The following is a 20,200-nucleotide window of genomic DNA, read 5'->3' on the forward strand; positions in this document are numbered from 1 at the left end:
AGGGGTGACTGACGCGTTGCCCAGCCGAGGCGCGATATTCGGCAAGCACCTCCGATCGGCGGCCACGGTGGCCATGCAGTTCATCGCCGTGGCCGCGGCCATCTGGGTGCTGGCCTGGATCTTCGGCGAAGCGTGGGTGATCATCCTGCCGGTCGCGCTGGCCGTCGTGATCGGCACCGTGCTGTGGCCGCCGGTGCGCTGGATGCGCGCCAAGGGCCTGCCACCGGCCGCCGCGGCCCTGGTCATGCTGCTGATCGCGGCCGGGGTGATCGCCGCGTTGATCGCCGCCGTGGCACCAGCCATCGTCGAGCAGTCCACAGAGCTGGCACAACAGGCGTCCGCGGGCGTCGTACAGGTGCGTGACTGGCTGGACGGCCCGCCGCTGAACATCAGCCAGGCACAGCTCGACTCGGCGGTCGCCGCGATCACCGACGGGCTCAACACGAGCAGCAGCCAGATCGCGTCGGGCGTGTTCACCGGCGTGGGCGCGGCCACCTCGGCGTTGGTGACGGTCTTCACCACCGTCGTCGTGACGTTCTTCCTGCTCAAGGATGGGCCGCGGTTCATCCCGTGGCTGCGGCGTTCGGTCGGCTACCCGGCCGCTCCGCACCTGGCCGAGGTGCTGCAGCGCATCTGGGCGAGCCTCGGGGGATTCATCCGCACGCAGGCCCTGGTCAGCTTCGTCGACGCCGCCCTGATCGGGATCGGTTTGGTGATCCTGGGCGTGCCGCTGGCCTTCGCGCTGGCGATCGTCACCTTCATCGGCGGTTTCGTGCCGATCGTCGGCGCGTTCGTCGCCGGTGGTCTGGCGGTGCTGATCGCACTGGTCGCCAACGGCCCGGTCACGGCGCTGATCGTGCTGGGCATCATCATCGCGGTGCAGCAACTGGAGGGCAACGTGCTCCAGCCCTGGCTGCAGTCCAGGTCGATGGAACTGCACGCCGTGATCGTCCTGCTCGCGGTCACCCTCGGCGCCTCGGCCTTCGGCGTCGTCGGCGCGTTCCTGGCGGTGCCGGTGGCTGCGGCGCTGGCCGTGGTGCTGCGCTACTACGACGAGCAGGTCCAGGCCCTCACCCACTCCCGCGTCGAAAGTGAAGTTGATAGCTAGAAATCCACGAAACCTCGCGATCTAGTTCACTTTCGGCGGAGGTGGAACGAGTACCACAGCCGGTGCGTCCAAGTTCATGTGCTGATTGTGGGGAGTGAGGCGTTGGCGGCCGGCACCGTCACCCGGTATCAACTGAGCACGCGCTACGAAATGCTGCACCGCGACGTCTATGTTTCCCGCGGGGCGGCTCTCACCCCGAAGGATAGGGCCGTCGCGGCGTGGGTGTGGTCGAGGCGGCGCGGTGTCGCCGCTGGTCTGTCGGCCGCAGCGCTGCACGGCTGCGAGTGGATCGACGCCGCGCTGCCCGCCGAGCTCAACCAGGCGAGCAAGCACAAGACAGCGCACATCCTGCTGCACAGCGATCTCCTGTCCGACAGCGAGATCTGCTGCGTCGATGGCATCCGTGCGACGACCCCTGCGCGCACAGCCTTCGATCTCGGCCGTCGACGAGGGGTGACGATGGCTGTGATTCGGATCGATGCGCTGCTGCAGGTGACCGACCTGGATTTGGCGCATGTGCAGGCACTCGTCGACAGCCACCGGGGTACCAGGGGGGCGTGGTCCAGCTGAGGCGGGTTCTCGATCTCGCCGACGACGGGGCCGAGTCGCCCCAGGAGACCCGGCTGCGCCTACTACTGACATCGGCGGGGATGCGACCGTCGCACACCCAGATCGAGGTCTACGACGAGTACAGCTTGATCGGCCGGCTCGATATGGGTTGGCCGGAGTGGAAGGTCGGCGTGCAGTACGACGGCGTGCAACATTGGACGGATCCCCGCCAGCGCGCCCGCGACATCGATCAGGACCTCGCCTATCGGGACGCCGGTTGGCGCATCGCCCGGGTCGGCGCGGACTTGATGAGATACCGGCGGCCGACGATCCTCAGGCGGGTGCGGGATGCGCTGAATGCAGCAGGCGCACCGTACCCTCTGCCGAAAGTGAAAAAGATCGCGAGAATTCCAAGAATTCTCGCGATCTAATTCACTTTCGGCGGGGGAGGGATCAGCGCGCGAACATCAAGGCGCGCTTGACTTCCTGGATCGCCTGGGTCACCTGGATGCCGCGGGGGCAGGACTCGGTGCAGTTGAAGGTGGTGCGGCAGCGCCACACCCCGTCGACCTCGTTGAGGATGTCCAGGCGCTCGGCGGCGCCCTCGTCACGCGAGTCGAAGATGAACCGGTGCGCGTTGACGATCGCGGCGGGACCGAAGTAGGACCCCTCGCTCCAGTACACCGGGCAGCTGGTGGTGCAGCAGGCGCACAGGATGCACTTGGTGGTGTCGTCGTAGCGGGCCCGGTCGGTGGCGCTCTGGATGCGCTCCTTGGTGGGCGCATTGCCGCTGGTGATCAGGAACGGCTTCACCGCGCGGTAGGCGTCGAAGAACGGCTCCATGTTCACCACGAGATCCTTCTCCACGGGCAGGCCGCGGATCGGTTCGATGGTGATGGTCAGCTGCTTGGAGGCCTTCTTCGGCAGCAGATCGCGCATCAGCACCTTGCACGCCAACCGGTTGACACCGTTGATGCGCATGGCATCCGACCCACACACGCCGTGTGCGCAGGAACGCCGGAAGGTCAGGGTGCCGTCCAGGTACCACTTCACGTAGTGCAGCAGGTTGAGCAGACGGTCGCTGGGCAGGCACGGCACGCGGAAGCTCTGGTAGCCGGCGTCGTCCGGGCTGTCCGGGTTGAAACGGGCGATCTTCAGGGTGACCATCACCGCGCCATCCGGGATGGGCGGCAGGTCCGGGCCGCCGGTCTCGGGCTTCTCCAAAACGCTCGTCATCTCTAGTACTTCCGTTCCATCGGCTCGTACCGGGTCTGGACCACGGGCTTGTAGTCCAGCCGGATATCGCTCAGCAGATCGGTGCCCTCTTTGTAGGCCATCGTGTGACGCATGTAGTTGGTGTCGTCACGGTTGGGGTAGTCCTCGCGCGCATGCCCGCCACGGGATTCCTTGCGGTTCAGTGCACCGACGACGGTGACCTCGGCGAGTTCCAGCAGGAAGCCGAGCTCGATGGCCTCCAGCAGATCGCTGTTGTAGCGCTTGCCCTTGTCCTGCACCGTGATTCGCGAGTAGCGCTCCTTGAGTGCGTGGATATCGGTCAGCGCCTGCTTCAGCGTCTCCTCGGTGCGGAACACCGCGGCGTTGTTGTCCATCGACTGCTGCAGCTGGGTGCGGATGTCGGCGACGCGCTCGTTGCCGTGCTCGGAGAGGATGTCGCCGACCCAGTTGACCACCATGCCGGCCGGGTTCTCCGGCAGGTCGACGTGGTTGTGGTTGAGCGCGTACTCGGCGGCCGCGATGCCGGCGCGACGGCCGAACACGTTGATGTCCAGCAGCGAGTTGGTGCCCAACCGGTTGGAGCCGTGCACCGAAACGCACGCACATTCGCCGGCGGCGTACAGGCCGGGAACGACGTTGTTGTTGTCGCGCAGCACCTGTCCGTTGACGTTGGTCGGGATGCCGCCCATCACGTAGTGGCAGGTCGGGTACACCGGCACCAGTTCGGTCACCGGATCCACACCCAGGTAGGTGCGGGCGAACTCGGTGATGTCGGGCAGCTTGGCTTCCAGCACGTCCTCGCCGAGATGGCGCACGTCGATGTAGACGTAGTCCTTGTTCGGTCCGGCGCCGCGGCCTTCGAGCACCTCGAGCACCATCGAGCGGGCGACGATGTCGCGCGGCGCCAGGTCGACGATCGTCGGCGCGTAACGCTCCATGAAGCGCTCGCCCTCACCGTTGAGCAGACGACCGCCCTCGCCGCGCACGGCCTCGGAGATCAGGATGCCCAGACCGGCCAGGCCTGTCGGGTGGAACTGGTGGAACTCCATGTCTTCCAAGGGGAGTCCCTTGCGGAAGACGATGCCCAGGCCGTCGCCGGTCAGGGTGTGCGCGTTCGACGTGGTCTTGTACATCCGGCCCGAACCGCCGGTGGCGAAGACGATCGACTTGGCGTGGAAGACGTGGATGTCGCCGGTCGCCAACTCGTAGGCGATGACGCCGGTGGCCACCGGGCCACCCGGGGTCTCGGTCAGGGTGATGTCGAGCGCGTAGAACTCGTTGAAGAACTGCACGTCGTGTTTGACGCAGTTTTGGTACAGCGTCTGCAGGATCATGTGACCGGTGCGGTCGGCGGCGTAGCAGGCGCGGCGCACGGGGGCCTTGCCGTGGTCGCGGGTGTGCCCGCCGAACCGGCGCTGGTCGATGCGGCCCTCGGGGGTGCGGTTGAACGGCATCCCCATCTTCTCGAGGTCATAGACCGCGTCGATGGCCTCTTTGCACATGATCTCGACGGCGTCCTGGTCGGCCAGGTAGTCGCCGCCCTTGACGGTGTCGAAGGTGTGCCATTCCCAGTTGTCGTCCTCGACGTTGGCCAGCGCCGCGCACATGCCGCCCTGCGCCGCACCGGTGTGCGAGCGGGTCGGGTACAGCTTGGTCAGCACCGCGGTGCGAGCCCGGGGGCCGGCCTCGACCGCCGCGCGCATACCCGCGCCGCCGGCACCGACGATGACGACGTCGTAACGATGTTCCTGAATCATCCTGCGGTCCTCATTGTTGTTCCCGTCGCTTCGCTCGCCATGGCCATCTAGATGCTCGCGTCGAACGTGACCAGCACGTAGCTGCCCAGTACCAGGGTGAACCCGGTGGCCAGCAGGAGCAGCGAATTCAGATAGAACTTGGTCGTGTTCTTCCGGGTGTAGTCACCGATGATGGTGCGCATCCCGTTGGCGCCGTGAAGCATCGCCAGCCACAGCAGAGCCATGTCCCAGATCTGCCAGAACGGTGATGCCCAGCGCTGCGCCACGTAGTTGAAGTCGATCCGGTACACGCCGTCCTGCCACATCAGCATGATGAACAGGTGGCCCAAGGCCAGGAAGACCAGTGCCACGCCGGAGAAGCGCATGAACAACCAGGCGTACTTCTCGAAGTACGGGATGCCACGCGGGCGCCGGGGAGCGCGCGGGTGATCCAGGCTCGCCGGGCGATCGTGTTCCTTTTCCTGCACCGGGGCGATGCGCCCCTCCTTGTGATGCGGGGTCCAGGCGCCCGCAGACTCGGTCACAGGAAACGCTCCACCATGTGCATGCCGATCACTCCCAGGGCGGGGATCATCACGACCAGCCAGATGCCGGCGATGACCCACAACATCGTGCGCTGATACTTCGGGCCGTGCTGCCAGAAGTCGATCAGGATGACCCGGACGCCGTTGAGTGCGTGATACAGCACCGCGGCGACCAGGCCGATCTCCATCAGACCGACGATTGGCGTCTTGTACGTGTCGATGACCGCGTTGTAGGCCTCGGGGCTGACCCGGACCAGCGCAGTGTCGAGCACGTGCACCAACAAGAAGAAAAAGATCGCCGCACCGGTGATCCGGTGTAACACCCAGGACCACATGCCTGGGTCGCCGCGGTACAAACTGCGGCGGCGCGCCGGTTTTGATCGCGGTGCCGGTATATCGGATTCCGCGGCCGTCGCTGTGCTCATTGAGTCCTCCAACGCCTTCGGTGGACGTCTGGGGGCATGGCTGTTGTTCGTCCCCAGACCTCGGGGCGACTCTAATCCCATTTGGGGGCTGCAAAGAACTAGCGTGGGTGCGGAAGCGGCTCCACTACCACAAAGTTAGGGTTACCTACCTTGGTTCCCTGCGTCGGGGTGCGGCCTTCGGAATGCATTCAGACTGTGGTGGACAGGGGCCCGGTGAGCGCTGATATCGACTGGAAAATGCTGCGTGACAAGGCTATTGAGGCCGCGGCGCAGGCTTACGCGCCGTATTCGGGATTCCCGGTCGGGGCTGCGGCGCTTGCCGACGATGACCGAATAATCCTCGGATGCAATGTGGAGAATGTCTCATATGGCCTAGGTCTCTGTGCGGAGTGTGCTGTGGTCTGCGCCCTGTATTCCGGCGGTGGCGGCCGGTTGGTGGCGCTCAGTTGTGTGGCCGCCGACGGCGCCCCGCTGATGCCGTGCGGTCGTTGTCGGCAGGTGTTGTTGGAGCACGGCGGACCGGGGTTGCTGATCGATCACCCGGACGGGCCGAAACGACTCGCCGAGTTGCTGCCCGAGGCGTTCGGGCCGGCCGACCTGGAGCGGGCATGACCAGCCCGGGAATGACGCACGACGCCCCGTCCGTGATCCGGACCAAGCGTGACGGCGGCGTGCTCTCCGACGACGCCATCGACTGGGTGATCGCGGCCTACACCGAGGGCCGGGTCGCCGACGAGCAGATGTCGGCGTTGCTGATGGCGATCTTCCTGCGCGGGATGACCGGTGCCGAGATCGCCCGCTGGACGGCGGCGATGATCGCCTCGGGGGAGCGCTTCGAGTTCGGGGACCTCGGGCGGCCGCTGGTGGACAAGCACTCCACCGGCGGTGTCGGGGACAAGATCACCATCCCGCTGGTGCCGGTGGTCCTGGCCTGCGGTGGTGCGGTGCCGCAGGCCGCCGGCCGCGGGCTCGGCCACACCGGCGGCACGCTGGACAAGTTGGAGGCCATCTCCGGGTTCACCGCGGAACTGTCCAAAGCCCGTATCCGCCAACAACTGTCCGATATCGGCGCGGCCATCTTCGCCGCCGGGGACCTCGCCCCGGCCGACCGCAAGATCTACGCGCTGCGCGACGTCACGGCCACCACCGAGTCGCTGCCGCTGATCGCCAGCTCGGTGATGAGCAAGAAGCTGGCCGAGGGCGCGCAATCGTTGGTCCTCGACGTCAAGGTCGGCAAGGGCGCGTTCCTCAAGACCGAGGCCGAGTCCCGGGAGCTGGCCGCCACGATGGTGGCGCTCGGCAACGACTCCGGCGTGCCGACCCGGGCCCTGCTCACCGATATGAACCGGCCGCTGGGCCGCACGGTCGGCAACGCGGTCGAGGTGGCGGAGTCCCTGGAGGTGCTGGCCGGCGGGGGCCCGGCCGACGTGGTGGAGCTGACGCTGGCCCTGGCCGGCGAGATGCTCGACGCGGCAGGGCTGGACGGCGTCGACCCGGCGCAGACGCTGCGCGACGGCACCGCGATGGACCGGTTCCGGGCGTTGGTCGCCGCGCAGGGCGGAGATCTGACGGTGCCACTGCCGATCGGCGCGCACTCGGAGACGGTCGTCGCCGGCGGCGGCGGAGTGATGGGCGATATCGACGCGATGGCCGTCGCGATGGCCGCCTGGCGACTGGGGGCCGGCCGGGCCGCGCCCGGACAGCCGGTCCAGTTCGGCGCCGGGGTGCAGATCCATCGCCGTCCCGGCGAGCCCGTCGCGGCCGGCGACACGCTGTTCACGCTCTATACCGAGACCCCGGACCGGCTGGCCGGCGCACTGGCCGAACTCGAGGGCGGGTGGACGGTCGGGCCGGCCGCCCCGGCGCTCGGCCCGCTGGTCATCGACCGGGTGGGGTGAGCGGACCGCGCCCTGCGAAGGTGCCCGGCCGACGACGATTGGCCGAACAATCGGTGCCCGGCGCCGCGATATCCGGGATCTGCGCATCGGGTCCGGCCAAGATGGGTGGATGAGCACGCCGCTGACGTTGGACCTCATCACCCAGGCGCCCAAGGCGCTGCTGCACGATCACCTCGACGGTGGCCTGCGCCCGGCCACCGTGCTGGAACTGGCCGACGAGGTCGGTTACCGGCATCTGCCCGCCGACAACGCCGATGAGTTGGCGACCTTCTTCCGCACCGCCGCGCACAGCGGTTCGCTGGTCCGCTATCTGGAACCGTTCGCGCACACCGTCGGCGTCATGCAGACCGCGGACGCCCTGCACCGGGTGGCGTTCGAGTGCGTGGAGGATCTGGCCGCCGACAATGTCGTCTACGCCGAGGTGCGCTTCGCCCCGGAACTGCACATCGACGGTGGACTGTCGCTCGACGAGGTCGTCGACGCGGTGCTGGCCGGGTTCGCCGCGGGGGAGAAGGCCGCCGGGGGCGCGGGCCGCACGATCGTGGTCCGCTGTCTGGTGACCGCGATGCGGCACGCCGCGCGCTCGCGCGAGATCGCGGAGCTGGCCGTGCGTTTCCGCGACCGGGGGGTGGTCGGGTTCGACATCGCCGGCGCCGAGGCCGGCTATCCGCCGAGCCGGCATCTGGATGCATTCGAATACATGCGAAGCAACAACGCGCGCTTCACCATCCATGCCGGGGAGGCGTTCGGGCTGCCGTCCATCCACGAGGCCATCGCCTTCTGCGGGGCGGACCGACTGGGGCACGGGGTGCGCATCGTCGATGACATCTCGGTGGCCGAGGACGGCACGGTGCGGCTCGGCCCGTTGGCGGCGATCCTGCGGGACAAGCGGGTTCCGCTGGAACTGTGCCCGAGCTCCAATGTGCAGACCGGCGCGGTGAACAGCCTCGCCGAGCATCCGTTCGATCTGCTGGCCCGGGCCCGGTTCCGGGTGACCGTGAACACCGACAACCGGTTGATGAGCGACACCACGATGAGCCAGGAGATGCTGCGCCTGGTCGAGGCGTTCGGCTACGGGTGGAGCGACCTGCTGCGGTTCACCATCAACGCGATCAAGTCCTCGTTCCTGCATTTCGATGAGCGGCTGGCGCTCATCGACGGCGTCATCAAGCCCCGGTATGCCGTTCTCATCGGCTAACGGTTTGTGAAGTTTCAGCCGTAACCAAACCGGGCCAAAACTCCACAGGTCACTCGTGGCGCAGGCGGGATTCGACGAAGCGCTCCAGCTCTTCGAACTGGTCGACGGCTTCGAGGGTCGAGCCCTTGGGCTTGGGCTTCTTGGGGTCCAGCACGTAGTCGACGAAGGCGCCCAGCGGCTGATCGGCGGCCAGCGTCTTCGACACGATCGGGTCCTCGGCGTAATCGCCGACGTCCCGCAGGAATTCCAGTGCCAGATCGAGCTGCTCGCGGTCGACCGCCTCGGGGCCGTCGGCGATGTCGTCGACCAGCCCGGACAGCACGTAGATGTTCTCCTCGGTCACCTCGACGCGCAGCGAACCGTCGGTCGCGGCGGTGCGGATGATCTCGTAGGTGCTGAACCCCGACAGGTCGCTCTCGTGCTCGTCGGCCAGGTAGCGGGCCAGGGCGCGCTCGGAGTTGAACACGCTGATGCGGCCGTTGCGGCCCAGGAAGCGCGGGTCGTCGCCGACGTAGCAGCGCAGGGTGTAGAGGGTGCCGCTGCTGGTCATGACGCGGATGGGGTCGATGCCGACCTGCGCCCAGAAGTCCTTGTCCCCGCCGAGCACCTGACGCTCGGCCTCGGCCTGCAGCGCGTCGACCTCCTCCTCGGTGTCGACCTCGCCCTCGATGAGCACCTCATCGTCGGTGACGATGTCGTCGAACTCGGGAGCGGGTTCGGCCAGCTCGGCCTCGGCCTTCTCCGACTCCGCCTTCGGCACCTGCGGGGTGCTCACCAACTCGTCGAGGGTGTCGATGACGCCGTCCCAGGCGCGGCCGATCACCGCTTCGATCTCGGCCCACCGCTTGCGCCCGGCGCGGCCGCTGAACGCCTCGAGGCCGCCGCCGATGGTGCCCAGCACCGGGTTGCCGTTGAACATCTTGGTGATGGTGGGCAGGTCGCACACCGATCCGATGGCCGACACGATGCCCAACGCACCGCGCAATGTCTTGACGGACTCCTCGGTGGGCTTCTCCGCGACGAGTTCGGGCACCCCGATCAGGTCGTGCCGCTGATCCTCGGCGGGATCGAACCGGTGCGCGTTGGCCTCGGTGAGCTTCTCCCACGCGGGGTGATCGGCCAGATCGTTGTCACTGTCGGTGCGCACGAACGCCGCCAGATCGGCGACCGACTCGAAGGCGAAGATGTCCTCGTCCTTGCCGAGGAATGCCTCCCATTCGTCACCGGCATCGCGCCAGCGCGGTGCCCATAGGGTGTACAGGTCGCCATTGGTCAGTCCGATCCGGACCGGCACGATGTCAGCCGCCATGGCGCACAGCGTAACGATGTCAGCCTGGGCGTTCGGAGGGTCGTCCACCCAAATGGTCGTGCAGGGTCTGCGCGAGGGGTGTGTCGGTGCGCCCCGCGGCGATCCGATCGAGTGTCTGGGCATGGTCCCGGACCCCCGCCAGCGCGTCGTCGACGGTGCGCCGCAGCGCCTCGAACGTCATGCGGTGGGCCGCCAGAAACCCTGGAAACCCTGGCCGGCGTTGGTGGTCCGGATCGCCGACAGCTGGACCGGGTCACCGGCCTCCACCATCAGGCCCGCACCGACCACCATGGCCACGTGCCCATCCCATACGGCCAGGTCACCGGGGAGCAGCGCGCCGGCGCTGACGGCCGTCCCGATGTCCTGCTCCTGCGCGAGCCGGGGGATGTCCAGGCCGGCCTCGCGGTAGGCCCACTGGGTCAGACCGCTGCAGTCCAGGCCGACGCCGGCCGTCGTGCCGCCCCACTGGTAGGGCACACCGAGCTGGGTCAGGGCGTGCCGCACGGCGCTGGCGGCGACGGCGTTGGGTGCGGTGGCCGTGCTGCCGTCGGGCAGGGTCACGGCCTCGCCGATCCCGAACTGTGCGGCGTCGGGCGGGTCGGGGCGTCCCGCCGCGAACGCCGCCTCGGTGATCTGTGGGATCGCCGCCCCGCCCTGGACACCGCCCACCCCGCCCCAGCCCGTCCCGGGCCCGCCGCCCAGGCCGGCCCCCAGCAAGGGACCCGGTCCACTCGTGGGTGCGCTCAGCCCCGCGGGGCCGGTCGGTGCCGGGCCGGCGGTCATGGACCGGGCCTGCGCGCCGAGCTCGGCGCGCAGGTCCTCGATCAGCCTCAGCGCCTCGGCCACCGCACGGCGGGCCTCGTCGACGAGTTGTTCTGCCGTGCCGGGGGCATCCAGCCGGGTCTCCAGCGCCCCGGCGCGCGCCTCGAAGTCGGCGATCAGGCGTTCCAGCGCGGCACGGACGTCGGAGACGCTTGCCGCGGCGTTCTCGGCGGCGGCCCCGAGGGCGGCGATCCGGGCGCGCAGTTCCCCGGCGAGGGTCACCGCCCGCTCCAGACGCTCGGCGGCCGCTGCGGCGCCGGCTCCGGCCCAGTCGCTGTGCAGGTGCGTGACGGTGCGGGCGGCGGCCTGCGCGACGGTGTCCAGCCGGTCCTGCAGCGCGGTGAGCGACGACGCCGGCCCGGCGGCGGGGCCGGGGCCCAGCAGGGCCAGTAACCGGTGCAGCGGCGCGCTCAGCGCCGCGGTGAGGGCACCCGGCACGGGTCAGCCGCCGAGCGTGGCGATCGCACGGTCTGCGCGCCGCTCGGCGTCGGAGTAGGCGGCCGCCGTCCGGGCGGCGAGCCCGGCGGCCCCGGTGAGGTCGCCGCCGAGCCGGGCCGCCCGCTCGGCGGACTCGTCGAGTGCGGAGGCCAGCGCGGCCAGGAAATCCACCCCGACGGGTCCGAGGGCGGTCAGACAGGGTGCGATGGCGGCGGGCAGGGCGGTGGCGATGCCGTCGAACTCGGCCGCCGACCGGGACAGGTCGGCGCCGGCGACGGTGATGGCCGCGGTGTCAGCGAACATGTGGTTATGACGCGCGCCGGGACCGTTCGGTTCCATTGATCTCGCCGCGGCATCGCCGTCGGACTAACCTCTGCGAACATGGATGTACGCGTCGTTGACCACCCCCTGGCCGCTGCACGCCTGACGTCGTTGCGCGATGAGCGCACCGGCAATGCCGCGTTCCGGGCGGCGTTGCGGGATCTGACGCTGATGCTCATCTACGAGGCGACCCGGGATGCGCCGAGCGAAACCATCGCGGTGCGCACCCCGGTCACCGACACCACCGGTTCTCGGCTGGCCAACCCGCCCCTGCTGGTGCCGGTGCTGCGGGCCGGGCTGGGCATGGTCGATCAGGCGCATGCGCTCATCCCCGAGGCACAGGTGGGGTTCGTCGGGGTGGCCCGTGACGAACAGACCCATCAGCCGACCCCGTACCTGGCCTCGCTGCCGGACGACCTGAGCACCCGGGCGGTGTTCGTGCTCGACCCGATGCTCGCCACCGGCGGCTCGATGGCGCACACCATCGGACTTCTCAAGGCCCGCAACGCCGTCGACATCACCGCGGTGTGCGTGGTCTGCGCCCCGGAAGGCATCGCCGCCCTGGAGAAGGCCGCCCCCGACATGCGACTGATCACCGCGACCATCGACGAGGGTCTCAACGACATCGCCTACATCGTCCCGGGATTGGGGGACGCGGGCGACCGCCAGTTCGGGCCCCGCTAGCCGCTCACCACTGCGCGACGGCCGCCGCCACGTCGGTCATGAGCTGCCGCGCGGTCTTCCGTGCGGCGGCGAGGTCATCGGTCGGTGCACGGCGAACCTCGATGTAGGACTTCAGTTTCGGTTCGGTGCCCGACGGGCGCACCACCACGCGTAGCCCGTCCCCGCTGAACACCAGGGCGTCCGTGCGCTGCTGCCCGCGTCGCTCGGCCAGGTCTTCGACGGACACCGGCACGCCGGCAAGGGCGGCCGGGGGATCGGTGCGCAGCGCCGTCATGGCCGCTCCCGCATCCTCGACCCGCCGCGATACCGCCGACGTCAGATGCACGCCGTGCCGGCGAGCCAGCTCATCGAGCGCATCGGGCAGCGTGCGGCCCCGCGACCGCAGTGCCGCGACCAGGTCGCAGACCAGCACGGCCGCGCTGATGCCGTCCTTGTCGCGCACCGCATCGGGATCGACGCAGTGCCCGATGGCCTCCTCGTAGGCGTAGATCAGCGACGCGCCCGGGGCGGCGGCGCGGGACAGCCACTTGAACCCGGTGAGCGTCTCGGCGTGCGCTGCGCCGTGCCCGGCGGCGATGGCGGCGAGCATCCGGGAGGACACCACGGTGCTGGCCACCAGTGCGGTGGCCGGATCGGGGTGCGCCGACAGCAGGTAATCGCCGAGCAGCCAACCGGTTTCGTCGCCGGTCAGCATCCGCCAGCGTGGGCTGCCGTCCGAGGTTGTCTCGGGGACGCCGACCGCACAGCGGTCCGCGTCGGGGTCCAGGGCGACGGCCACGTCGGCGTCGACGTCGGCGGCCAGTGCGAGCAGCAGATCGGTGGCGCCGGGCTCCTCGGGATTGGGGAAGGCGACGGTGGGGAAGTCGGGGTCGGGCGCGAACTGGGCGTCGACGATGTGGACGTCGTCGACACCGGCGAGTGCCAGTGCATCCAGGGCGAATTCGCCACCGACGCCGTGCATCGGGGTGAGCGCGACCCGCACCGAACCGACCGAGCGGCGCACGGTGGCGGCCCGCTCCAGATAGGCCGCGACGATGTCGACACCCGACGGTTCGACTGCGGCGCGGGCGATCTCGTCGGCGTGCGGAGCGCGGGCGATCGCCGACTCGATGTCGCGGTCGGTGGGGGAGATGATCTGCAGGCCACCGTCGACGAAGACTTTGTAGCCGTTGTCCCGCGGTGGATTGTGCGACGCGGTGATCTGCACCCCGGCGGCCGCGCCGAGTCGGCGTACCGCGAACGCCACCACCGGGGTGGGGGCCGGGGTGTACAGGAAGGTCACCGAGAACCCTTCGGCGGCAAGCACTTCCGCGGCCGCGCGAGCGAAGTCCTCGGAGCCGTGTCGGGCGTCGCGTCCGACCACCACCGCCGAACCGCCCAAGCAACGGTCCTTGAGCACCTGCGCCAGCGCCCAGGTCGCGCGCAACACCACCGCCAGGTTCATACCGTCCGGGCCGCCGTGCAGCGGTCCGCGCAGTCCGGCGGTGCCGAAGGTCAGCGGGTGTGCGAAGCGCCGGGCGATCTCGTCGGCGTCGCAGGCGGCCAGTTCGGCGGCGGTGGCCGGGTCGGGGTCGTGTTCGATCCAGTCCTGCGCCTCGGTCATGCGCTGATTGTGCCCGTTGCCGGGCTGTCGGCGTCGGCGAGCTTGCGCAATACCGGGGCGACCAGCAGTAGCAGCCCGAACTCCAGTTCGGTGAGGTGTTCACGCATCGAGGCGTCCAGCCAGGCATCCCGCTCGGCGCGGTCGGTGGCCAGCAGCGCGCGGCCGGCGGCGGTGAGTTCGACGAGCTGGCGGCGACGGTCGGTGTCGTCGGGGCGCCGCGAGGCCAGTCCGGCGGCGACGAGGCCGTTGATGCTGTCGGTCAGCGACTGCACACGCACATGCATGCGGGCGGCCAGTTCGGCCGGGGTGGCCGCGCCGGTGCGGGTGACCTCGGCGAGCACCTGCATCTGGCTCAGGGTCAGGCCGTGGTCGGGGCGGTGGCGCCGCAACTGGCGGGCCACCGCCATCACCGATTCCCGCAGTTCGGTGGCCGCGGAGGCGTCCTGCTTCGTCATATACCAAGTTATACCTTGGTAATTATCGGTGATTGCCCACTTTGAATGAAAAGAAACATGAGTCCATACTTGGTAATGGGAGAGGGGTGACAGTGGGGAAGTGGCGTGGGCCGGTGAACTGGATCCTGCTGGCGGCGGTCAGCGTGGCGGTCACCGTCCCGCTGAGGCTGGTCGGTGTCCCGTCGGCCGGACTGTTCGCCGCCCTGGTGGTCGGTATCGGCTTGGCGCTGGCGAACCTGGCCCCGAAGGCGGTGCCCCGCAAGATCGGCATCGCCGCGCAGGGCGTGCTCGGCGTCTACATCGGCACCATGGTGTCTCGCGACGCGCTCGGTGCGCTCGGTCCGCACTGGATGGTGGTGCTGACGGTGGCGCTGGCCACCCTGCTGATCAGCGTGGCCGCCGGTGCGCTGCTGGGACTGCGCCGCGACGTGAGCCCGCTGACCGGTTCGCTGGCCATGGTCGCCGGCGGGGCCTCCGGGCTGGTGGCCATCGCGCGTGAACTCGGGGCCGATGACCGGGTGGTGGCGGTCGTGCAGTACCTGCGGGTGGCGCTGGTGACGGCCTCGATGCCCATCGTCGTCACCCTGATCTACCGCGCCGAGCGCACCCACCACGCCGGCCCGGTCGGCCAATCAGGGTCAACGCCTTGGTATCTCAGTGTGCTGGTGCTCGTGGTCCTGGTGCTTGCCGGTGCCACGGTGGGCCGGTGGATCCGGCTCCCGGGCGCGGGGCTGCTGGGGCCGCTGGCGCTGACGGTCGTACTGCAACTGAGCGGGATCCCGTTCGATCTGAGCGTGCCGGCCGTCCTGGTCGAGGTCGGCTATCTGATCATCGGGTGGCAGGCGGGCGTGGCCTTCACCCGGGAGTCGCTGCGCGCGGTCGGTCGCACGCTGCCGGCCGCGCTGGCGCTGATCGTGGTGCTGACCGTCGCGACCGCGGGGCTGGGGGTGCTGCTGGCCCACGTCGCCGGTCTGACCCCGCTGGAGGGGTATCTGGCCACCAGTCCCGGCGGGGTGTACGCGGTGCTGGCCACCGCCGTCGAGACCGGGTCCAACGTCACCTTCGTCATCGCCGCACAGGTGGTGCGCATCCTGCTGATGCTGTTCGCCGCACCGTTTCTGGCCAAGGGCATCCGTGCGCTCAGCGAGCGCCGCGGCCGGCGGCCCGCGCCGTCCGGCGGTAGATGATCGGCTGCGCGGCAACGCCGTTGGCCTTGAAGTTGGCCAGCACGAACCGGCGGAATCCCGGATGGAAGAGCAGCGCGGGCAGGAACGTGCGTAACCGAGGCCAGCTGGCGTGGTTGACGATCCGGTAGCCGTCGGTGCCGGTGGACAACGGGCGCAGCAGCGTCGAGTCCGGCAGCGCGGTATGGGTCTGGAACCAGCCGGCGGTGTACTCCCACACGTCGTAGACGGTGTCGGTGTCCTCGCCGTAAAAGAAGTTGAACAGGAACCAGCGGTCGCCGCGGTGGTCGACGTCGGCGATCCGTGCGGCGTTGGCGGCGGTCAGCAGGTGGACGTCCCGCGCGCAGCGTTCGACGTCCGCGACGAGCGCCCGGTAGGCGGCGTCGTCCTGTACCGCCTCCAGCGTTGCAGTGTCCGAGGTGCGGATCAGCACCGCGAGGTCGTGGCGGGCGGGCCGGATACCGGCCCGGGCGAGGATCTCCGCGCCCTCGCCGGGCGGGCGCAGAGCGGCGCGGAATGCGACGGCCTCGATGACGTCAGGCCGCCGGCCCAGCGTGGCGCAGTGTCCGGCGATGCGGTCGAGCAGTTCCCGGCGGCGTCGGGACGGCGACGCGAAAGGTCCGGCCCAGTGCCCGATTTCGGCGGCGATGAGCAGATAACCCGCGGTGTCGGGGGTGCTGAGCCGGGCCGGGGTGGCCATTGCGTCGTTGATCAGTTCCATGGTGTTCCCCTTTCGGTTCCTACGGTCCGGGCCGGACTTTGGTCAACGGGTGTTGACTTCAAGTTAGGCGCGTCGGGAACTGTTGTCAACGGTTGTTGGCCTACGCTTGTTGGCATGCGTAGACCAGCCTCCGAAACCAAGGCCGCGATCCTGCAGGCAGCGCGGGAACGCTTCGCCGCCGACGGTTACGAGCGGGCCACCATCCGGGCCATCGCCGCCGACGCCGCGATCGACCCGGCCATGGTGATGCGCTACTTCGGCAGCAAGGAGGGGCTGTTCGCCGCCGCGGCCGAATTCGACCTGGACCTGCCCGACCTGTCCCAGGTGCCGGCTGCCGAGGTCGGCACCGCGCTGGCCGCGCATTTCCTGGAGCGCTGGGAACGTGACGAGGCCCTGCTCATCCTGCTGCGCGCCGGCGTTACCAATGAGGTCGTCGCAGAACGGATGCGGACCATCTTCGCCGCGCAGTTGGCGCCGGTCATCGCCAAGGCGATCGGCGACCCGCAGCAGGCGCCGGTGCGGGCGAGCCTGGCCGCCTCACAGGTGCTGGGCATGGCGCTGTGCCGGTACGTGCTCGCCTTCGGTCCGCTGGTCGACATGCCCCGCGAGGACGTCGTCGCCTGGATCGGGCCGACGCTGCAGCGCTACCTGAGCGGATAACCGGGGTTCACAGCCGCGCGATCACCGCGGCCAGCAGCGCACCCATCCGGGCCGCCGATTGGCGCCCCGCCTCCAGTACTTCCTGATGGCTCAACGGCTTGCCGGTCATCCCGGCGGCCAGGTTCGTCACCAGCGACACCCCCAGCACCTGTGCCCCGGCGGCGCGGGCGGCGATCGTCTCGTGCACCGTCGACATGCCCACCAGGTCCGCGCCCAGGGTGCGCAACATCCGGATCTCGGCCGGAGTCTCGTAGTGCGGGCCGGGCAGCCCGGCGTACACCCCCTCGGCCAGGGTGGGGTCGATTTCCCGGGCGACGGCCCGCAGCCGGGGAGCGTAGGCGTCCACCAGGTCGACGAACTGGGCCCCGACCAATGGCGAGCGGGCGGTCAGGTTCAGGTGATCACTGATCAGCACCGGTTGTCCGACGGTGTACTCGCTGCGCAACCCGCCCGCGGCATTGGTCAGGATCACCGTCGATGCCCCGGCCGCGCAGGCCGTCCGCACCGGATGCACGACATGGCGCAGCTCGTGGCCCTCATAGGCGTGGATGCGGCCGACCAGCACCAGCGCCCGGTGCGCGCCGATGCGGATCGAATGCACCTGGCCGCCGTGGCCCTCCGCGGTGGGCGGGCTGAATCCGGGCAGGTCGGCCATCGGCAGGGACGCCGACGGCTCGCCGAGCGCCGTCAGCGCCGGCGCCCAACCCGAGCCGAGCACCACGGCGACGTCGTGGGTGGGCACCCCGGTGTGTTCGCGGATCGCGGTGGCGGCGTCATTGGCGGCCGACTGGGGATCTGACACGAGTGAGATACTGCCAGTATGTCCACGGTCACCGCGTCGTCGTGCGTCGAGGACGCGGTGAACCGTCGCAGCGCCGATCTCATCGCCCTGTCGCACGACATCCACGCCGAGCCCGAGTTGTCCTTCGCCGAGCATCGCAGCTGCGCCAAGACCCAGGCGCTGGTCGCCGAACGCGGTTTCGCGGTGACCGCGGCGCCCGGCGGCCTGGACACCGCGTTCCGCGCCGAGTTCGGCAGCGGCTCCCTGGTCATCGGGGTATGCGCGGAGTACGACGCATTGCCGGGACTCGGGCACGCCTGCGGGCACAACATCATCGCCGCCTCGGCGGTGGGCACCGCGCTGGCGTTGGCCGAGGTGGCCGACGAACTGGATCTGACGGTCGTGCTGCTCGGCACCCCGGCCGAGGAGGCCGGCGGCGGAAAGGTGTTGCTGCTCAACGCCGGTGTCTTCGACGACATCGCCGCGTCGGTGATGCTGCACCCCGGGCCCGCCGATATGGCCGCGGCCCGGTCGCTGGCGCTCACCGAGGTCGCGGTCACCTACACCGGTCGCGAATCGCACGCCGCCGTCGCGCCTCACCTCGGCGTCAACGCCGGCGATGCGGTCACCGTCGCCCAGGTGGCGATCGGATTGCTGCGCCAGCAGCTCACGCCCGGACAGATGGTGCACGGCATCGTCACCCACGGCGGCGAGGCCACCAACGTCATCCCGGCGCACACCGAACTGCGTTACACCATGCGCGCCACCGACATGGCGTCGTTGCAGGCGCTGGAGTCCAGGATGGCCGGCTGTTTCTCCGCGGGAGCGGTGGCCACCGGCTGCACGCACGAGGTCCGCGAAACCGCGCCGCCGTACGATGCGCTGGCGCCGGATCCGTACCTGGCAGAGGTGTTCCGCGCGGAGATGATCCGTAACGGCCGGCATCCGCTGCCGGCGGAATTGGAGGCGGCGTTGCCACTGGGCAGCACCGACATGGGCAATGTCACCCAGCTGCTGCCGGGGATCCACCCGGTGGTCGGCATCGATGCCGGGGGAGCCACGCTGCATCAGCAGGAGTTCGCCGCCGCGGCCGCCGGCCCGAGCGCGGACAAGGCCGTCGTCGACGGATCGATCATGCTGGCGCGCACCGTTGTGGCCTTGGCGCAGAACACCGTCGAACGTGACCGGGTGCTGGCAGCACAGGCCCGCAGGAGGGCATCATGACGCTGGCTGAGCACACCGAGGCCTGGCTGGCCGCCCACCACGACGAGCTGGTGTCCTGGCGGCGGCACATCCATGCGCACCCGGAGCTGGGCCGCCAGGAGTTCGCCACCACCGAGTTCGTCGCCACCCGGTTGGCCGATGCCGGCCTGAACCCCAAGGTGCTGCCCGGCGGGACCGGTCTGACCTGTGATTTCGGGCCCGAGGACCGTCCGCGTATCGCCCTGCGGGCCGATATGGACGCGTTGCCGATGGCCGAGCGCACGGGCCTGCCGTTCTCCTCGACGGTGCCCGGCGTGGCGCATGCGTGCGGCCACGACGCGCACACCAGCGTGCTGCTCGGCGCGGGCCTGGCGATGGCCTCGGCGCCGGAACTGCCCGTCGGCGTGCGGCTGCTCTTCCAACCCGCCGAGGAACTGATGCCCGGCGGCGCGATCGACGCGGTGGCCGCCGGCGCGGTGTCCGGGGTGGCGCGGATCTTCGCGCTGCACTGCGACCCGCGCCTGGAGGTCGGCAGGGTGGCGAGCCGATTGGGTCCGATCACCTCGGCCGCCGACTCGATCGAGATCACCCTGCACTCACCCGGCGGGCACACCTCGCGCCCGCATCTGACCGGCGATCTGGTGTACGCGCTGGGCACCCTGATCACCGGGGTGCCCGGAGTGTTGTCGCGGCGCGTCGATCCGCGCAAGAGCACGGTGATGGTGTGGGGCGCGGTCAACGCCGGGGTGGCGGCCAACGCCATCCCACAGACGGGCACGCTGGCCGGCACCATCCGCACCGCCAGTCGCGAGACCTGGCTGACGATGGAATCGCTTGTCCAGGAGATCGTTTCGTCGCTGCTGGCACCGCTGGCGGTGGACTACAGCGTGAACTACCGCCGCGGGGTGCCGCCGGTGGTCAACGAGGAACTGTCCACCCGCATCATGACCCACGCGATCGAGGCGCTGGGGCCGGACGCGCTGGCCGACACCCATCAGTCCGGCGGCGGTGAGGACTTCTCCTGGTACCTGGAGGAGGTGCCCGGAGCGATGGCGCGCCTCGGCGTGTGGAGCGGCAAGGGCCCGCAGCTGGACCTGCACCAGCCCACCTTCGACCTGGACGAGCGGGCGCTGGCCGTCGGGGTGCGGACCATGGTCAACCTGGTGGCGCACTCCGCACTGGTCTAGGCGCGAGCGACCGTGTCGGTACCAGGACACGCCGTCGTCGCCGGCAGTTTGAGGTCGCCCGGCAACCGAGGTTGTGCACAGTCACGACTCCCTCCACAGATCGGCGTGCGCCCCTGTTCCAGTGCGACGTCGGCCGC

The 20,200-nt window shown here is 69.6% G+C and carries 23 protein-coding genes; 11 read left to right on the forward strand and 12 right to left on the reverse strand.

The window, feature by feature from the left end:
- Window positions 1-4: 4 nt before the first annotated feature.
- From K0O62_RS07390 to K0O62_RS28965, 3 genes are all read left to right on the forward strand, one after another.
- Entirely contained in the window at window positions 5-1,108 is a 1,104-nt protein-coding gene (locus K0O62_RS07390; protein WP_073856522.1) for an AI-2E family transporter, read from the forward strand.
- Window positions 1,109-1,210: 102 nt separating this feature from the next.
- Window positions 1,211-1,678 (forward strand): hypothetical protein, encoded by a 468-nt coding sequence (locus tag K0O62_RS28960; protein WP_308214467.1) that lies wholly within the window; start codon window positions 1,211-1,213, stop codon window positions 1,676-1,678.
- A gap of 80 nt (window positions 1,679-1,758) precedes the next feature.
- Entirely contained in the window at window positions 1,759-2,088 is a 330-nt protein-coding gene (locus K0O62_RS28965; protein WP_308214468.1) for a putative endonuclease domain-containing protein, read from the forward strand.
- Window positions 2,089-2,110: 22 nt separating this feature from the next.
- Here the strand turns inward: K0O62_RS28965 and K0O62_RS07400 are convergent, their stop codons facing one another.
- The 4 genes from K0O62_RS07400 to sdhC are packed head-to-tail and all read right to left on the reverse strand — an operon-like array spanning window position 2,111 to window position 5,599.
- The gene (locus tag K0O62_RS07400) at window positions 2,111-2,893 is read right to left on the reverse strand and encodes a succinate dehydrogenase iron-sulfur subunit (RefSeq protein ID WP_073856523.1); all 783 of its coding nucleotides are present in this window, start codon (window positions 2,891-2,893) and stop codon (window positions 2,111-2,113) included.
- 2 nt (window positions 2,894-2,895) lie between these two features.
- A complete protein-coding gene (gene sdhA, locus K0O62_RS07405) occupies window positions 2,896-4,650 on the reverse strand; it encodes a succinate dehydrogenase flavoprotein subunit (RefSeq protein ID WP_073856524.1) in 1,755 nt (584 codons plus the stop codon).
- 47 nt (window positions 4,651-4,697) lie between these two features.
- Window positions 4,698-5,174, reverse strand: a complete 477-nt coding sequence (locus tag K0O62_RS07410; protein WP_097934231.1) for a succinate dehydrogenase hydrophobic membrane anchor subunit — start codon at window positions 5,172-5,174, stop codon at window positions 4,698-4,700.
- Window positions 5,171-5,599, reverse strand: a complete 429-nt coding sequence (gene sdhC / locus K0O62_RS07415) for a succinate dehydrogenase, cytochrome b556 subunit (RefSeq protein WP_073856525.1) — start codon at window positions 5,597-5,599, stop codon at window positions 5,171-5,173. Before sdhC ends, K0O62_RS07410 begins: the two co-directional genes overlap by 4 nt.
- 237 nt (window positions 5,600-5,836) lie before the next feature.
- On the opposite strand from sdhC, the gene K0O62_RS07420 reads away from it, so the two are divergent.
- The 3 genes from K0O62_RS07420 (at window position 5,837) to K0O62_RS07430 (ending at window position 8,695) form a co-directional block, all read left to right on the forward strand.
- The gene (locus K0O62_RS07420) at window positions 5,837-6,211 is read left to right on the forward strand and encodes a cytidine deaminase (protein WP_234800107.1); all 375 of its coding nucleotides are present in this window, start codon (window positions 5,837-5,839) and stop codon (window positions 6,209-6,211) included.
- Complete coding sequence (locus tag K0O62_RS07425) at window positions 6,208-7,497, forward strand: thymidine phosphorylase (protein WP_079244666.1); 1,290 nt, start codon at window positions 6,208-6,210, stop codon at window positions 7,495-7,497. The genes K0O62_RS07420 and K0O62_RS07425 overlap by 4 nt, the downstream gene beginning before the upstream one ends.
- 109 nt (window positions 7,498-7,606) lie before the next feature.
- Window positions 7,607-8,695: an adenosine deaminase gene (locus tag K0O62_RS07430; RefSeq protein ID WP_073856527.1), complete on the forward strand. Its 1,089-nt coding sequence runs from the start codon at window positions 7,607-7,609 to the stop codon at window positions 8,693-8,695.
- A gap of 49 nt (window positions 8,696-8,744) precedes the next feature.
- On the opposite strand, the gene satS is transcribed toward K0O62_RS07430, so the two are convergent.
- Genes satS through K0O62_RS07450 form a run of 4 tightly spaced genes read right to left on the reverse strand, consistent with a single transcriptional unit; the run spans window position 8,745 to window position 11,567 of the window.
- Window positions 8,745-10,004, reverse strand: a complete 1,260-nt coding sequence (gene satS / locus K0O62_RS07435) for a protein export chaperone SatS (RefSeq protein WP_073856528.1) — start codon at window positions 10,002-10,004, stop codon at window positions 8,745-8,747.
- 19 nt (window positions 10,005-10,023) lie between these two features.
- The gene (locus K0O62_RS07440) at window positions 10,024-10,185 is read right to left on the reverse strand and encodes a hypothetical protein (protein WP_165693844.1); all 162 of its coding nucleotides are present in this window, start codon (window positions 10,183-10,185) and stop codon (window positions 10,024-10,026) included.
- Complete coding sequence (locus K0O62_RS07445; protein ID WP_220045496.1) at window positions 10,182-11,264, reverse strand: C40 family peptidase; 1,083 nt, start codon at window positions 11,262-11,264, stop codon at window positions 10,182-10,184. Before K0O62_RS07445 ends, K0O62_RS07440 begins: the two co-directional genes overlap by 4 nt.
- Window positions 11,265-11,267: 3 nt before the next feature.
- Complete coding sequence (locus K0O62_RS07450) at window positions 11,268-11,567, reverse strand: hypothetical protein (protein ID WP_073859610.1); 300 nt, start codon at window positions 11,565-11,567, stop codon at window positions 11,268-11,270.
- Between the two features lie 78 nt (window positions 11,568-11,645).
- Here K0O62_RS07450 and upp point away from each other — a divergent pair, with 78 nt between their 5' ends.
- Window positions 11,646-12,269, forward strand: coding sequence for a uracil phosphoribosyltransferase (gene upp / locus K0O62_RS07455; RefSeq protein WP_073859576.1), 624 nt, complete (start codon window positions 11,646-11,648; stop codon window positions 12,267-12,269).
- A 4-nt stretch (window positions 12,270-12,273) separates the two neighbouring features.
- Here upp and K0O62_RS07460 read toward each other — a convergent pair whose 3' ends face one another.
- Window positions 12,274-13,872 carry a phospho-sugar mutase gene (locus K0O62_RS07460; protein ID WP_073859577.1) on the reverse strand — a complete coding sequence of 533 codons (1,599 nt, stop codon included), beginning with the start codon at window positions 13,870-13,872 and terminating at the stop codon, window positions 12,274-12,276.
- Entirely contained in the window at window positions 13,869-14,327 is a 459-nt protein-coding gene (locus K0O62_RS07465; RefSeq protein ID WP_073859578.1) for a MarR family winged helix-turn-helix transcriptional regulator, read from the reverse strand. The genes K0O62_RS07460 and K0O62_RS07465 overlap by 4 nt, the downstream gene beginning before the upstream one ends.
- Before the next feature lie 86 nt (window positions 14,328-14,413).
- On the opposite strand from K0O62_RS07465, the gene K0O62_RS07470 reads away from it, so the two are divergent.
- A complete protein-coding gene (locus K0O62_RS07470; RefSeq protein ID WP_073859579.1) occupies window positions 14,414-15,514 on the forward strand; it encodes an AbrB family protein in 1,101 nt (366 codons plus the stop codon).
- Here the strand turns inward: K0O62_RS07470 and K0O62_RS07475 are convergent.
- Window positions 15,468-16,232: a hypothetical protein gene (locus K0O62_RS07475; RefSeq protein WP_073859580.1), complete on the reverse strand. Its 765-nt coding sequence runs from the start codon at window positions 16,230-16,232 to the stop codon at window positions 15,468-15,470. The genes K0O62_RS07470 and K0O62_RS07475 overlap by 47 nt on opposite strands.
- Before the next feature lie 114 nt (window positions 16,233-16,346).
- Between K0O62_RS07475 and K0O62_RS07480 the strand changes: the two genes are divergently transcribed.
- Window positions 16,347-16,892, forward strand: a complete 546-nt coding sequence (locus K0O62_RS07480) for a TetR/AcrR family transcriptional regulator (RefSeq protein WP_073859581.1) — start codon at window positions 16,347-16,349, stop codon at window positions 16,890-16,892.
- A gap of 7 nt (window positions 16,893-16,899) precedes the next feature.
- Here the strand turns inward: K0O62_RS07480 and K0O62_RS07485 are convergent, their stop codons facing one another.
- Window positions 16,900-17,694 carry a purine-nucleoside phosphorylase gene (locus K0O62_RS07485; protein WP_073859582.1) on the reverse strand — a complete coding sequence of 265 codons (795 nt, stop codon included), beginning with the start codon at window positions 17,692-17,694 and terminating at the stop codon, window positions 16,900-16,902.
- A gap of 18 nt (window positions 17,695-17,712) precedes the next feature.
- Between K0O62_RS07485 and K0O62_RS07490 the strand changes: the two genes are divergently transcribed.
- Both K0O62_RS07490 and K0O62_RS07495 read left to right on the forward strand, forming a co-directional pair.
- Window positions 17,713-18,897, forward strand: a complete 1,185-nt coding sequence (locus K0O62_RS07490; RefSeq protein WP_073859583.1) for a M20 family metallopeptidase — start codon at window positions 17,713-17,715, stop codon at window positions 18,895-18,897.
- Window positions 18,894-20,063 carry a M20 family metallopeptidase gene (locus K0O62_RS07495; protein ID WP_073859584.1) on the forward strand — a complete coding sequence of 390 codons (1,170 nt, stop codon included), beginning with the start codon at window positions 18,894-18,896 and terminating at the stop codon, window positions 20,061-20,063. Before K0O62_RS07490 ends, K0O62_RS07495 begins: the two co-directional genes overlap by 4 nt.
- Window positions 20,064-20,200: the final 137 nt, after the last annotated feature.

Origin of the sequence: Mycolicibacterium diernhoferi (assembly GCF_019456655.1) — a bacterium.
Classification (GTDB): domain Bacteria; phylum Actinomycetota; class Actinomycetes; order Mycobacteriales; family Mycobacteriaceae; genus Mycobacterium; species Mycobacterium diernhoferi.

Excerpts from the sequence above, each read along its gene's own strand:
- K0O62_RS28965 (WP_308214468.1), top strand. The coding sequence starts at position 1,759 with ATGCGACCGTCGCACACCCAGATCGAGGTCTACGACGAGTACAGCTTG.
- K0O62_RS07400 (WP_073856523.1), bottom strand. The coding sequence starts at position 2,893 with ATGACGAGCGTTTTGGAGAAGCCCGAGACCGGCGGCCCGGACCTGCCG.
- sdhA (WP_073856524.1), bottom strand. The coding sequence starts at position 4,650 with ATGATTCAGGAACATCGTTACGACGTCGTCATCGTCGGTGCCGGCGGC.
- sdhC (WP_073856525.1), bottom strand. The coding sequence starts at position 5,599 with ATGAGCACAGCGACGGCCGCGGAATCCGATATACCGGCACCGCGATCA.
- K0O62_RS07420 (WP_234800107.1), top strand. The coding sequence starts at position 5,837 with ATGCTGCGTGACAAGGCTATTGAGGCCGCGGCGCAGGCTTACGCGCCG.
- K0O62_RS07425 (WP_079244666.1), top strand. The coding sequence starts at position 6,208 with ATGACCAGCCCGGGAATGACGCACGACGCCCCGTCCGTGATCCGGACC.
- K0O62_RS07430 (WP_073856527.1), top strand. The coding sequence starts at position 7,607 with ATGAGCACGCCGCTGACGTTGGACCTCATCACCCAGGCGCCCAAGGCG.
- satS (WP_073856528.1), bottom strand. The coding sequence starts at position 10,004 with ATGGCGGCTGACATCGTGCCGGTCCGGATCGGACTGACCAATGGCGAC.
- K0O62_RS07440 (WP_165693844.1), bottom strand. The coding sequence starts at position 10,185 with ATGACGTTCGAGGCGCTGCGGCGCACCGTCGACGACGCGCTGGCGGGG.
- K0O62_RS07450 (WP_073859610.1), bottom strand. The coding sequence starts at position 11,567 with ATGTTCGCTGACACCGCGGCCATCACCGTCGCCGGCGCCGACCTGTCC.
- upp (WP_073859576.1), top strand. The coding sequence starts at position 11,646 with ATGGATGTACGCGTCGTTGACCACCCCCTGGCCGCTGCACGCCTGACG.
- K0O62_RS07460 (WP_073859577.1), bottom strand. The coding sequence starts at position 13,872 with ATGACCGAGGCGCAGGACTGGATCGAACACGACCCCGACCCGGCCACC.
- K0O62_RS07465 (WP_073859578.1), bottom strand. The coding sequence starts at position 14,327 with ATGACGAAGCAGGACGCCTCCGCGGCCACCGAACTGCGGGAATCGGTG.
- K0O62_RS07475 (WP_073859580.1), bottom strand. The coding sequence starts at position 16,232 with ATGGAACTGATCAACGACGCAATGGCCACCCCGGCCCGGCTCAGCACC.
- K0O62_RS07480 (WP_073859581.1), top strand. The coding sequence starts at position 16,347 with ATGCGTAGACCAGCCTCCGAAACCAAGGCCGCGATCCTGCAGGCAGCG.
- K0O62_RS07490 (WP_073859583.1), top strand. The coding sequence starts at position 17,713 with ATGTCCACGGTCACCGCGTCGTCGTGCGTCGAGGACGCGGTGAACCGT.
- K0O62_RS07495 (WP_073859584.1), top strand. The coding sequence starts at position 18,894 with ATGACGCTGGCTGAGCACACCGAGGCCTGGCTGGCCGCCCACCACGAC.